Consider the following 12,999-nt stretch of genomic DNA (forward strand, 5'->3'; position numbering starts at 1 on the left):
ACGATCGACCGCCTACGCCAACGCACCTGAACCAAACCCTTGAGCCAGAGCAGTTCCCTGTGGCGAGGGAGCTTGCTCCCGCTGGGCTGCGAAGCGGCCCCAAAGCCATTCAACGCGGTCCATCAGGAAAACTCGGCTGGCCGGTTTTACGACTGCTGCGCAGCCGAGCGGGAGCAAGCTCCCTCGCCACAAGAGCTTTTTGGCTGAGAAAATCAGGCCGGCTCGACGGTCCCGATAAAGTTCGCCAGCTCCGCCGTCTGCGGATTGGCAAACAATATCTTGGGATCCCCCACCTCATGCACCTTGCCCTGGTGCATGAACACCAGTTTGTCGCCGACCTCCCGGGCAAAACGCATTTCATGGGTGACCATGATCAGCGTCATGCCTTCCTTGGCCAACTGCCGCACCACGCTGAGCACTTCATTGACCAGCTCGGGGTCCAGGGCCGAGGTGATTTCGTCGCACAGCAGCACTTTCGGCGACATCGCCAGCGCCCGGGCGATCGCCACCCGCTGTTGCTGACCGCCGGACAAGCGGTCGGGGAAGGCATCGAATTTATCGCCAAGCCCGACTCGTTCCAGCATCTGCCGCGCCAGCACGGCCGCCTTGGCCTTGGGCACTTTTTGCACTACCTGTGGCGCCAGCATGACGTTCTCGCCGACCGTCAGGTGCGGGAACAGGTTGAACTGCTGGAACACCATCCCGACTTTTTGGCGCAGGCTGCGCAGGTCGGCGCGGGCCGCATCGAGGTATTCGCCGTCGACTTCGATCACGCCATCATTGATCGATTCCAGGCCATTGAGAGTGCGCAGCAAGGTGGATTTGCCCGAGCCGCTGCGGCCGATGATCGCCACCACCTGGCCTTCCTCGACACTCAGGTCGATGCCCTTGAGCACGTGATGATCGCCGTAGTATTTATGCAGGGCGGTAATTCTAAGCAGAGGCATGCAGTCTCCTTTCCAGGTAGCGCGCACTGAGGGACAAGGGGTAGCAGAGCAGGAAATAACCGAGGGCGACCAGGCCATAGACCATGAACGGCTCGAACGTGGCATTGGCGAGCATGCCGCCGGTCTTGGTCAGTTCGGTAAAGCCGATGATCGACGTCACGGCCGTGCCCTTGACCACTTGCACCGAAAAGCCCACGGTCGGCGCCACGGCGATGCGCAGGGCCTGGGGCAGGATGACGTAGCGCAACTGCTCCAGCGGGTTGAGGGCCAGGCTCGCCGAGGCTTCCCACTGGCCGTGGGAAATCGAGTCGACACAACCGCGCCAGATCTCCGCCAGATAGGCGCTGGTAAACAGTGTCAAGGCAATCGCCGCCGCCATCCACGGCGAAATCTCCACCCCGGCCAGGGCCACGCCGAAGAACACCAGGAACAGCTGCATCAACAGCGGTGTGCCTTGGAACAGCTCAATGTAGGTCCGGGCGATGTTGCGGGGCAGGGCGCTCTTGGAGATGCGCAACACCATGATCAGCAAACCGATCACGCCGCCACCGATAAACGCCACCAGCGACAACGCCAGGGTCCATTGCAGGCCGGTGAGCAGGTTGCGCACCACGTCCCAGAAAGTGAAATCGCTCATCGGCCGCTCCCGTTGCTGCTCTTGTACAGGCAGCGGCGGCCCACCCAGTTGAGGAACTGGCGGATCAACAGCGCCATGCACAAGTAGATGAGCGTGGTCAGCGCATAGGTTTCGAAGGCGCGGAAGTTACGTGACTGGATGAAGTTGGCGGCAAAGCTCAACTCCTCGGTGGCGATCTGCGAACACACCGCCGAGCCGAGCATCACAATGATGATCTGGCTGCTCAACGCCGGCCAGACCTTGCCCAATGCCGGCAGCAGCACAACGTGGCGGAAGGCCTCGAAGCGGCTCATCGCCAGGGCCGCGGCCGCTTCCAGTTGCCCCCGCGGGATCGCCTGGATGCCGGCGCGGATGATCTCGGTGGAATAGGCGCCGAGGTTGATCACCATCGCTAGCACCGCCGCCTGCCATTCGGAAATCTGCAGGCCCAGGGACGGCAAACCGAAGAAGATGAAAAACAGCTGCACCAGGAACGGCGTGTTGCGGATCAACTCCACGTAGACGCCGAAGATCGCCGCGAACGGGCGAATGTTCCACGCCCGCACCACGGCCCCGACGATGCCTAGGCTGACCCCGAGCAACGTACCGATGGCCGTCAGTTCCAGGGTGAACAGCGCGCCGCGCAACAGCAGCTCGGTGTTTTGCACCACCGGCAGAAAATCGAACTGATAAGCCATGCTCAGCCTCTCAAGCGACGGTCAGAGATCGGCCGGCAGCGGCTGCTTGAGCCAGGTCTGGGAATTTTTCTCCAGGCTGCCATCGGTCTTGGCGGTCGCGAGGATCTGGTTGACCTTGTCCAGCAGCGCCGGCTCGTTCTTGTTCACGCCCACGTACACCGGCGAGTCCTTGAGTTTCACCTTCAGGGCCGGAACACGCTTGGGGTTGCGTTCGCTGATGGCGACCATCACCACGTTGCCACTGGCGATCAGGTCCACCTGGCCGGCCAGGTAGGCGGCGATGGTCGAATTGTTGTCTTCGAAGCGCTTGATGGTGGTGCCTTCGGGGGCGACCTTGGTCAGCTCGATGTCTTCGATGGCGCCACGGGTGACGCTGATGGTCTTGCCCTTGAGGTCGTCCAGGTTGTTGATGGCGGCGTCAGGCGGACCGAACACGGCCAGGTAGAACGGTGCGTAGGCGCTGGAGAAGTCGATGACTTTTTCCCGCTCCGGGTTCTTGCCCAGGCTGGAAATCACCAGATCGACCTTGCCGGTGGTCAGGAAGGGGATGCGGTTGGTGCTGTTGACCGGTGTCAGTTCAAGCTTGACCTTGAGCTGGTCGGCCAGCAGTTTTGCGGTGTCGATGTCCAGGCCGCGGGGTTTCATGTCCGGGCCTACCGAACCGAATGGCGGGAAGTCCTGGGGCACGGCGACCTTGAGGGTGCCACGCTTGACCACGTCTTCCAGGCCATCGGCGTGGGCGGGTAGCTGACAGAGCATCAGGCTGGCAAACAGAGCTGTGAGCAGGGCGCTGCAACGCTGAATCATGGCGAATCTCCGCAATCGGTGATGTGATTTCTGCGTTCGGACAGAGCACAGGCCATGCCAAGGCGACTTTTCAGCGGCCCAAGCCGCGGTTTTGCTGGCGGAGGGCGGTCTTACTGGTCTGAACAGTCGCGGCGTTTTTCGCACCGTTATCGGGCGTCGGTATTTGTCGCCGAACCCTGCTGGGGCACGACTTGCCGGGCGCGGCGAATAGCTTTACAACTAGCCGCTCACTGGCTCGGTTCGTCTAAAAAATCATGAATTCCATCGCTCGCGCCGTTCCTGAAGTGGCCCTGCAAGCCATTCGCAAACTGATCGTCGATGAAGGCTTCGGCCCGGGCGATGCGCTGCCGTCGCAACGGGACCTGGCGCTGCAACTGGGGGTGAGTCGGGCGTCGCTGCGCGAAGCGCTGTCATCCCTCAGTGCCCTGGGCATGATCAGCGTGCAGCCGGGCAAAGGGGTCTTCGTGCAGGCACCGGTAGAGGCTCCACGCAGCGAATCGGCGCCGGGCTGGCCGTTCGCGGCCCAGGCCTCGCCAGTGGATATCTTCCAGTTGCGCTACGCCCTGGAGGGTTTCGCGGCGGGGCTGGCGGCGGTGACGCTCAGCGCCGATGAGCTGGACATGCTGCAAGACAATGTCGAAGCCATGCGACGGGAATTGAAGATCGGCGATTTCGACGCCGCCGCGCGGCTGGATTTCGAATTTCATCGGCGCATCCTGCTGGCCAGCGGTAATCAGGCGATGCTGAGCATTCTCACCGCCAGCGCCGAGATCTTCCTGGAAAGCCAGAAACTACCGTTCATCAGGGCGGAGCGGGCGATGGAAACGTGGCAGGAGCATCGCAAGATCCTCCGCGCCTTGGCTCGCCGCGCTTCGGGCGCTGCGCAAAAAGCCATGCAGGAACATGTACGTAACGCGGCGTTGCGTACCGGGATTGCCTTCGTCGCCCCCGTCGCTTCGTGAGTTGAGCTATACCCAAATACGTCTTTCGTCATAGCGAGACTCAATCAACTGCGGCTTCCTGAACCCGGGAAGGGCCGCTATCATGGGCCACGTTTTTTTGCTGACAACCCCGGAGATTTCCATGAGCAGCGATCTGATCAAACACGTTACCGACGCTAACTTCGACGAAGAAGTACTCAAGGCCGAAGGCCCGGTACTGGTCGACTATTGGGCAGAGTGGTGCGGTCCGTGCAAAATGATCGCCCCGGTCCTGGACGAAATCGCTACCACTTATGAAGGCAAGCTGACCGTTGCCAAGCTGAACATCGACGAAAACCAGGAGACTCCGGCCAAGCACGGCGTACGCGGTATCCCGACCCTGATGCTGTTCAAGAACGGCAACGTCGAAGCCACCAAAGTGGGTGCGCTGTCGAAGTCACAACTGGCTGCTTTCCTCGACGCCAACATCTAAGCGCCGAATGCCACTGAAAAAGCCCCGCAAATCGCGGGGCTTTTTCGTTATTCGGGGCTAGACGCTTGCAAACCCAGGTGGTACATTCGGCCCCGCACTGGTTTCTCCATTGCCCCCTGCAAGCCGTCGCCGACGCTCTCCTTTCGAATAAGTACGCGATCCTGTCGCCTTCTCCGCGGCGCGGCCTCATTAAGCCAAAAGCTTAATTTCCCCCCTCCATAAATGATTACGTCATTCCTATATGAATCTGACTGAACTCAAGCAAAAGCCGATTACCGAACTGCTCGAATTGGCCGAACAGATGGGCATAGAAAATATGGCCCGTTCGCGCAAGCAGGACGTGATTTTCTCCCTGCTCAAGAAGCACGCGAAAAGCGGCGAGGAAATCTCCGGTGATGGCGTGCTGGAGATTCTCCAGGACGGCTTCGGCTTCCTTCGCTCCGCAGACGCTTCCTATCTCGCCGGCCCGGACGATATCTACGTCTCGCCGAGCCAGATCCGTCGCTTCAACTTGCGCACCGGTGACACCATCGTTGGCAAGATCCGCCCTCCGAAGGAAGGCGAGCGTTACTTCGCCCTGCTCAAGGTCGACACCATCAACTTCGACCGTCCGGAAAACGCGAAGAACAAGATTCTCTTCGAGAACCTGACCCCGCTATTCCCGACCGTGCGCATGAAGATGGAAGCCGGCAACGGTTCCACCGAAGACCTCACCGGTCGAGTCATCGACCTGTGCGCACCCATTGGCAAAGGCCAGCGTGGCTTGATCGTGGCGCCGCCGAAAGCGGGCAAGACGATCATGCTGCAGAACATCGCGGCCAACATCGCCCGTAACAACCCTGAAGTTCATCTGATCGTGCTGCTGATCGACGAGCGTCCGGAAGAAGTGACCGAGATGCAGCGCACCGTGCGCGGCGAAGTGGTCGCCTCGACGTTCGACGAGCCGCCGACCCGCCACGTGCAGGTTGCCGAAATGGTGATCGAGAAGGCCAAGCGCCTGGTCGAACACAAGAAGGACGTAGTGATCCTGCTGGACTCCATCACTCGTCTGGCCCGTGCCTACAACACCGTCATCCCGAGCTCTGGCAAGGTGCTGACCGGTGGTGTCGATGCCCACGCGCTGGAAAAACCGAAGCGTTTCTTCGGCGCCGCGCGAAACATCGAGGAAGGCGGTTCGCTGACCATCATCGCCACCGCGCTGGTTGAAACCGGCTCGAAGATGGACGAAGTGATCTACGAGGAATTCAAGGGCACCGGCAACATGGAGCTGCCTCTGGATCGTCGTATCGCCGAGAAACGTGTCTTCCCGGCCATCAACATCAACCGTTCCGGCACACGCCGCGAAGAGTTGCTGACCGCCGATGACGAATTGCAGCGCATGTGGATCCTGCGCAAGCTGCTGCATCCGATGGATGAAGTCGCCGCCATCGAGTTCCTGGTCGACAAGCTGAAGACGACCAAGACCAACGACGAGTTCTTCCTGTCGATGAAACGCAAGTAACACCCAGCACGTTTCAAAAAAGGACGCCCCGAACAGGGGCGCCCTTTTTTTTTCGTGGCTTTGTATCAAAAAAGACAACTTTACCAAGCCGGTAGTGTCCGTGCTTGCATCATCTTGTAAAACGACAAGGATCGTTATGCGCACGTTCGGCAGCCGCCGTGACATCGACGGTTTGAGGGCCCTGGCCGTTATTCCTGTGGTGCTGTTTCACTTCGGCTTCAGCACATTCAGTGGTGGCTTTGTCGGTGTTGACGTTTTTTTCGTCATTTCCGGTTTCTTGATAACCAGCATCCTGTTTCGCGAGATCAGTGCGCAGCGTTTCAGCTTCGTCGATTTTTGGGCGCGCCGTGCCCGGCGCATCATTCCGGCCTTGAGCGTGGTGCTGGTGGCAACGCTGGCCCTGGGCTGGTTGCTGCTGACGGCCAAGGATTTTTCGGAGCTGGGTAGGGCGGTTCGTTATCAGGCGCTGTTCATTTCCAATATCTTGTTCATGCGTGAGGACGGTTACTTCGAGCCCGCGTCGGACCTCAAGCCCTTGCTCCACACCTGGTCCCTGGCGGTTGAAGAGCAGTACTACATCTTCTTTCCGCTGTTGATGGTGTTGTTGATGCGCCACGTTCGCCATTGGCGCTGGATGCTGTTTGCCGTGCTGCTGGTTTCTTTCGGACTGAATGTCGCCTCTATCGACCGCAAGCCTGACTTCGTCTTCTTTTCGCTGCCGACACGGGCCTGGGAATTGTTATGCGGCGCAATGCTCGCGGTGTGGCCTGCATCGAAACAGCCGGTGAGACCATGGCTCTGTCAGCTCGCGGGTGTGGCCGGGCTGGCTGCTGTCCTGGTGGCGGTTTTCACTTTTGACAAGGCCACTCGATTTCCGGGTTGGGCCGCCTTGCTGCCGGTGCTTGGCACCACTGCGCTGATCTGGTCCGGTGCCCAGGGTTCGACCTGGGTGGCTCAGGCACTCAGTGCCAGGGCACTCGTCTGGGTTGGCCTGCTGTCCTATTCCTTTTATCTGTGGCATTGGCCGGTCTACGTCTATGCCAATGCCATTTCGATCGACGGTATCCAGGCTTGGGAGGCGGCGGGCTGGATTCTGCTGGCACTGGGCCTGGCCTGGTTGAGCTGGCGTTTCGTCGAGCTTCCGTTTCGTGAAAAGCGTGTACTGGCCGCACGCAAGCCGATGCTGGCCGCCGGTTTGCTGGCGATGGTTGCCCTGGCGGTGACGGGGTCAGTGGTGCGCTCGGCCGATGGTTTTCCCCAGCGCCTTACGGGCAAGGCCCTGGAATATGCTCAGGCGCGAGAGTGGCGGGCCGGGCAAATGAAATGCATGTTAGCGAATTCGGACAAGAACCTGGACAAGGCGTGCTTGATCGGCAGGAACAAAGAGGCGTCGGCGACTCAACTGTTTTGGGGCGACAGCCATGCCGCCGCATTGTTGCCGGCGATTGAAACCGGTGCTGCCCCCGAAGGGCGCCCGGTATGGCTCTACAGCTTGAGCGGTTGCCCGCCGATCCTGAGCGACGCCCCCCGACAGCGATGCAAGGACTTTAACGAACGGACCATGGATCAGGTTCGTCGCCTGCAGATCAGCGACGTGGTGCTCGCGTCCAACTGGAGTCTTTACGTCTACGGTCGTGAGAACGGTGATAAAGAGTTGTTGCTCAACCCTCGCGACAATACCGCCGAGGCCGAAACACGTCTGGCCGCGGCGCTCAAGGCGCGAGTGGCAGCGATAAGGGCAGCAGGCGCGCAAGTCTGGTTGTTCAAGGAGGTACCGTTGCAGCACAAGGGCGTTGTCAGCCGGTTGGTGAGCCTGGCCCGGGTCGGGCGTTCGACCGAGGGCTTGGGGCGCCCGCTTCAGGAGCACTTGTCCCGCCAGCGTTTCCTGAGTGGGTTGTTCGACTCGATGAGCGCCGCCGACCCCGGCGTGCATGTCATCGACCCTACCCCGCTGATGTGTGCGGGCCAAGTCTGCAGCATCGTGGTCGGTGGGTATATGCAATACAAGGACGAGGATCATCTGTCTGACATCGGCAGTGCCCGGCTGAGCCCATTGTTTGCGCCGGTGCTGGTGGGTACAACCGACAATTGATCGCTGCTGCGCACGCACGGGCTGCTGTTTGGGCGTTAGAGCAGGTAGGATGTACGCCTATTTTCGGGGTGGCATCTCAATGAAATTCAAGGATCTTCGGGATTTCGTGCAGCAACTGGAGCAGCGCGGCGAGTTGAAACGCATCCAGATTCCCATCTCTCCAGTGCTGGAGATGACGGAGGTCTGCGACCGCACGCTTCGGGCCAAAGGCCCGGCGTTGTTGTTCGAAAACCCCACGGGCTACGACATTCCGGTGCTGGGCAACCTGTTCGGCACGCCGGAGCGCGTGGCTCTGGGCATGGGCGCCGAAGCGGTCAGCGAACTGCGCGAAATCGGCAAGCTGCTGGCGTTCCTCAAGGAACCCGAGCCGCCGAAAGGCCTGAAGGACGCTTGGTCCAAGCTGCCGATTTTCCGCAAGATCATTTCCATGGCGCCGAAAGTCGTCAAGGACGCTATCTGTCAGGAAGTGGTGATCGAGGGCGACGATGTCGACCTGGCCATGCTCCCTGTGCAGACCTGCTGGCCGGGCGATGTAGGGCCACTGATCACCTGGGGCCTGACCGTCACCAAGGGCCCGAACAAGGATCGCCAGAACCTGGGCATCTATCGTCAGCAGGTAATTGGTCGCAACAAGGTCATCATGCGCTGGCTGAGCCATCGGGGCGGAGCACTGGACTACCGCGAGTGGTGTGAAAAACACCCCGGCCAGCCATTCCCGGTGTCGGTGGCCCTGGGCGCGGACCCGGCGACCATCCTCGGCGCAGTCACGCCCGTGCCCGACAGCCTTTCCGAATATGCGTTCGCCGGCCTGTTGCGCGGCAACCGCACCGAACTGGTGAAGTGCCGCGGCAACGACCTGCAAGTGCCGGCCACCGCCGAGATCATCCTTGAAGGGGTGATCCATCCCGGCGAAATGGCCGATGAAGGGCCGTACGGCGACCACACCGGTTACTACAACGAAGTCGACAGCTTTCCGGTGTTTACCGTCGAGCGCATCACCCATCGGATCAAGCCGATTTACCACAGCACCTATACCGGCCGTCCGCCCGATGAGCCGGCCATTCTCGGCGTGGCGCTGAACGAAGTGTTCGTGCCCATCCTGCAAAAGCAGTTTCCGGAAATCACCGATTTCTATTTGCCCCCGGAAGGCTGTTCGTATCGCATGGCCGTGGTGACCATGAAGAAGTCGTATCCGGGGCACGCCAAGCGGGTGATGCTCGGTGTCTGGTCGTTTTTGCGACAGTTCATGTACACCAAGTTCGTTATCGTCACCGACGACGATATCAACGCACGGGACTGGAACGACGTGATCTGGGCCATTACCACGCGCATGGACCCCAAGCGCGACACGGTGATGATCGAGAATACGCCGATCGACTACCTCGACTTCGCCTCGCCAGTGTCCGGCCTGGGGTCGAAAATGGGGCTCGATGCCACGCATAAATGGCCCGGTGAAACCACTCGTGAGTGGGGCCGGGTTATCGTCAAGGATGAAGCCGTTACCCAACGGATCGATGCCATCTGGAATCAGTTAGGAATAGATTGATGCGTGTAACCTTGCAGCCTTCCGGGGCGGTGCTGGAGATCCGGCCCGCCGAGCGGATTCTCGATGGCGCGCGGCGCCTGGGCTATGAATGCCCGCAAAGTTGCCGCAACGGCAACTGCCACGTCTGCGGCGCGTTGTTGGTGGAGGGCCGTGTGGAACAGGCGGGCGAGGTGCGCGATCACGGTGAGATCTTCACCTGCATCGCCGAGCCGCTGGAGGACTGCGTGGTGTTGTGGGATGGCGTGCTGTCGCCGGGTGAGCTACCGGTACGCAACCTGGCGTGCCAGGTGGTCGAGTGCGCCGACGTGGGGGGCGATGTCTGGCGAGTGCGCCTGCGTGCGCCGGCCGGCAAGCCGCCGCGCTATCACGCCGGGCAGTACCTGATGATCGAACGGGAAAACGGCGAAAAATCGGCCTTCTCCCTGGCCTCGGCGCCGCATTCGGGGCGCGAGCTGCAATTGCACGTGTTGGTGCGCGAAAGCAGTGCACAAGCCCTGCTGGAGCAGCTGCGGCGCAACCCCAGCGTGCGTATCGAGATGCCTTTTGGCGACACGCATTTGTCCGAACTGCCCGACGGCCCGTTGGTACTGATCGCCGCCGGAACCGGCATGGCGCAGATGCACAGCCTGATCGAGCATTGCCGGGCGGCGGGTTTCAAGCACCCGGTGCACCTGTATTGGGGCGTGCGGCGGCCGGAAGATTTCTATGAAATCGAGCACTGGGACGAATGGAAAAAACTGCCGAACCTGTTCCTGCACAAAGTCGTCAGCGACTTGTGCGGCTGGGAAGGGCGCTGCGGCATGCTCCATGAAGCGGTATGCGAGGACATCAGCGATCTATCCGGCGTGCACGTCTACGCCAGCGGCTCGCCGGCCATGATCTACGCCACGCTCGATGCACTGGTCGAAGCCGGAATGGACGCCCATCAAATGCGTGCGGATGTCTTCGCCTATGCGCCGCGTACTTAAAAACTCACCCGAATCCCGTGGCGAGGGAGCTTGCTCCCGCTCGGTTGCGCAGCGACCGCAAGTTTTTTAGGGCTGCTTCGCAGCCCAGCGGGAGCAAGCTCCCTCGCCACGGGTCATATATCGCCCGATATACCTATTCGATATTTAGCTCATGAGCCAGATGCCGCTATGGTATATGCCAGCGCCCCGAGCATTCATGGCATCTAATTTGCCTTGGTTCTGCCAAGCGTCAGTGTCATGACGGCGCACCATCCAGCTTGATGAATTGCGAGGAGCCCTACGCTACCGGCCATGACCGCTATCGAATCCGCCATTACCTGTGCCTTGTACCCGCCAAGGCTCGACCTGGGCCCGCAACTGACCCGTGAGCAATTGCTCGCCTCGATGCAATTGACCATGAGTCTCCACCAGGGCGGTCCGGTCTGGCTGTTCGCATACGGTTCATTGATCTGGCGGCCCGAATGCACGGCGGTGGAGCGGATGCGCGGCCGGGTCCATGGTTACCATCGCGGTTTGTACCTGTGGTCCCACGAGCATCGCGGTACACCGGAGTTGCCGGGGCTGGTGTTCGGGCTGGATCGCGGCGGCTCGTGCAGCGGTTTCGCCTACCGATTGCCGGAGGAGAATCTCGAGGATTCGCTGTTTGCCCTGTGGCAACGCGAGATGCCGGTCCCGTCCTATCGCCCGCATTGGCTCAGTTGCCGTCTCGAGGATGGCAGCCGGGTGCAAGCCTTGGGGTTTGTACTGGAGCGACACCTGCCCAGCTATGCCGGCAACCTGCCGGACCATGTGCTGAGCCAGGTATTTGAAAGCGCCTGTGGGCGTTATGGCACCACTCGCGATTATGTCGAGCAGACCATCCACGCCCTGCGCAGCCACGCCATGCCAGACCGGAACCTGGAGGCGCGGCTCAAGCGCTGTAAATCAGCGCTGGATCAGGCGACCGCTTCGCGGCTCTGACTGGCGATTTGCTTGTGCCACAGGGTTGGCGCGAGGAAGGCCATCGCCAGCAGGCAAGCACCGATCAACAACACAAAACCGCCGTCCCAGCCAAAATGGTCCACGGTATAACCCATGGCGGCACTGGCCGCGACCGAACCACCCAGGTAACCAAACAAGCCGGTGAAGCCTGCGGCGGTACCGACTGCTTTCTTCGGGGCCAGTTCCAGTGCCTGCAAACCGATCAGCATCACCGGGCCGTAGATCAGGAAACCGATGGAAACCAGGGCGATCATGTCGACGGTCGGGTTGCCGGCCGGGTTCAGCCAGTACACCAGCGTCGCTACGGTCACCAGGGCCATGAACACCATGCCGGTCAGGCCACGGTTGCCACGGAAGATCTTGTCCGACATCCAGCCGCACAGCAGCGTGCCGGGAATGCCCGCCCACTCGTAGAAGAAATAGGCCCAGGAGCTCTTGTCCACAGTGAAGCCCTTGGCTTCCTTGAGGTAGGTCGGCGCCCAGTCCAGCACGCCGTAGCGCAGCAGGTAGACAAACACGTTGGCCATGGCGATGTACCAGAGCATTTTGTTGCGCAGCACGTATTTGACGAAGATTTCCTTGGCGCTGAATTCGTTCTCGTGACTGGCGTCGTAGCCTTCCGGGTAGTCGTTCTTGTATTTCTCGATCGGCGGCAGGCCCACCGATTGTGGGGTATCGCGCATGGTCACGAAGGCGAACACTGCAACGGCAAGCGCTACTGCAGCCGGCACATAGAATGCCGCGTGCCAGTCATTGAACCAGCCCATCCCCAGCAGGAACAACGGGCCGATCAGGCCGCCGCCGACGTTGTGCGCCACGTTCCACACCGACACCACACCGCCGCGTTCTTTCTGCGACCACCAATGCACCATGGTCCGTCCGCTGGGTGGCCAGCCCATGCCCTGGGCCCAGCCGTTGATGAACAGCAGGATGAACATCATGGTCACGCTTGACGTTGCCCAAGGCGCGAAACCGAACACGAACATCACCCCCGCCGAGACCAGCAAGCCGAAGGGCAGGAAGTAACGCGGGTTGGACCGGTCGGACACCAGGCCCATCAGGAACTTCGACAGCCCATAGGCGATGGCGATGGCCGACATGGCCAGGCCCAACTGACCACGGGTGTAACCTTCGTCGATCAGGTACGGCACGGCCAGGGAGAAGTTCTTGCGCAACAGGTAATAGCCGGCGTAGCCAATGAAGATCCCGGCGAAGATCTGCCAGCGCAGGCGTCGGTAGGTGCTGTCTATTTTTTCTTCAGGCAGGGACGCCTGATGAGCGGCAGGGCGAAAGAAAGCAAACATTCAAGGGCTCCAGGTTCTTGTTATGACTGCGGATGCGAATGTTACAGTTTCGTTACCGAAAATATCATTGGTTCTTATCGTTTAAACAGCGAAATTTTTATGATCGAATGTTCTTAAACGAACATG

12 protein-coding genes are annotated in these 12,999 nt (G+C 60.5%); 7 read left to right on the forward strand and 5 right to left on the reverse strand.

The genetic code is table 11. The features are described from left to right. Window positions 1–212: 212 nt before the first annotated feature. The 4 genes from BLT00_RS07540 to BLT00_RS07555 are packed head-to-tail and all read right to left on the reverse strand — an operon-like array spanning window position 213 to window position 3,068. A complete protein-coding gene (locus tag BLT00_RS07540; RefSeq protein ID WP_092149186.1) occupies window positions 213–947 on the reverse strand; it encodes an amino acid ABC transporter ATP-binding protein in 735 nt (244 codons plus the stop codon). Then, window positions 934–1,584, reverse strand: a complete 651-nt coding sequence (locus BLT00_RS07545; RefSeq protein WP_003206735.1) for an amino acid ABC transporter permease — start codon at window positions 1,582–1,584, stop codon at window positions 934–936. The genes BLT00_RS07540 and BLT00_RS07545 overlap by 14 nt, the downstream gene beginning before the upstream one ends. Continuing rightward, the gene (locus tag BLT00_RS07550) at window positions 1,581–2,261 is read right to left on the reverse strand and encodes an amino acid ABC transporter permease (protein WP_003206733.1); all 681 of its coding nucleotides are present in this window, start codon (window positions 2,259–2,261) and stop codon (window positions 1,581–1,583) included. The genes BLT00_RS07545 and BLT00_RS07550 overlap by 4 nt, the downstream gene beginning before the upstream one ends. A 21-nt stretch (window positions 2,262–2,282) precedes the next feature. After that, on the reverse strand, window positions 2,283–3,068 hold the full coding sequence (locus BLT00_RS07555; protein WP_014340791.1) for a transporter substrate-binding domain-containing protein: 786 nt from the start codon (window positions 3,066–3,068) through the stop codon (window positions 2,283–2,285). A gap of 254 nt (window positions 3,069–3,322) precedes the next feature. Here BLT00_RS07555 and BLT00_RS07560 point away from each other — a divergent pair, with 254 nt between their 5' ends. From BLT00_RS07560 to BLT00_RS07590, 7 genes are all read left to right on the forward strand, one after another. Then, complete coding sequence (locus tag BLT00_RS07560; protein ID WP_092149182.1) at window positions 3,323–4,030, forward strand: FadR/GntR family transcriptional regulator; 708 nt, start codon at window positions 3,323–3,325, stop codon at window positions 4,028–4,030. Window positions 4,031–4,151: 121 nt separating this feature from the next. After that, window positions 4,152–4,481, forward strand: a complete 330-nt coding sequence (gene trxA, locus BLT00_RS07565) for a thioredoxin TrxA (RefSeq protein WP_063323860.1) — start codon at window positions 4,152–4,154, stop codon at window positions 4,479–4,481. Window positions 4,482–4,722: 241 nt separating this feature from the next. Then, the gene (gene rho, locus BLT00_RS07570; RefSeq protein WP_003206716.1) at window positions 4,723–5,982 is read left to right on the forward strand and encodes a transcription termination factor Rho; all 1,260 of its coding nucleotides are present in this window, start codon (window positions 4,723–4,725) and stop codon (window positions 5,980–5,982) included. Window positions 5,983–6,118: 136 nt separating this feature from the next. Further along, window positions 6,119–8,074 (forward strand): acyltransferase family protein, encoded by a 1,956-nt coding sequence (locus BLT00_RS07575; RefSeq protein ID WP_092149179.1) that lies wholly within the window; start codon window positions 6,119–6,121, stop codon window positions 8,072–8,074. A gap of 79 nt (window positions 8,075–8,153) precedes the next feature. Continuing rightward, the gene (ubiD, locus tag BLT00_RS07580; RefSeq protein WP_063325203.1) at window positions 8,154–9,620 is read left to right on the forward strand and encodes a 4-hydroxy-3-polyprenylbenzoate decarboxylase; all 1,467 of its coding nucleotides are present in this window, start codon (window positions 8,154–8,156) and stop codon (window positions 9,618–9,620) included. After that, window positions 9,620–10,588, forward strand: coding sequence for a CDP-6-deoxy-delta-3,4-glucoseen reductase (locus BLT00_RS07585; RefSeq protein WP_092149175.1), 969 nt, complete (start codon window positions 9,620–9,622; stop codon window positions 10,586–10,588). The genes ubiD and BLT00_RS07585 overlap by 1 nt, the downstream gene beginning before the upstream one ends. A 291-nt stretch (window positions 10,589–10,879) precedes the next feature. After that, the gene (locus tag BLT00_RS07590) at window positions 10,880–11,548 is read left to right on the forward strand and encodes a gamma-glutamylcyclotransferase (protein WP_063323863.1); all 669 of its coding nucleotides are present in this window, start codon (window positions 10,880–10,882) and stop codon (window positions 11,546–11,548) included. On the opposite strand, the gene glpT is transcribed toward BLT00_RS07590, so the two are convergent. Beyond that, window positions 11,524–12,873 carry a glycerol-3-phosphate transporter gene (glpT, locus tag BLT00_RS07595; RefSeq protein WP_092149172.1) on the reverse strand — a complete coding sequence of 450 codons (1,350 nt, stop codon included), beginning with the start codon at window positions 12,871–12,873 and terminating at the stop codon, window positions 11,524–11,526. The two genes, BLT00_RS07590 and glpT, sit on opposite strands and share 25 nt — an antisense overlap. Window positions 12,874–12,999 lie beyond the last annotated feature (126 nt).

This window comes from Pseudomonas sp. NFACC51 (assembly GCF_900103575.1).
Classification (GTDB): domain Bacteria; phylum Pseudomonadota; class Gammaproteobacteria; order Pseudomonadales; family Pseudomonadaceae; genus Aquipseudomonas; species Aquipseudomonas fluorescens_Q.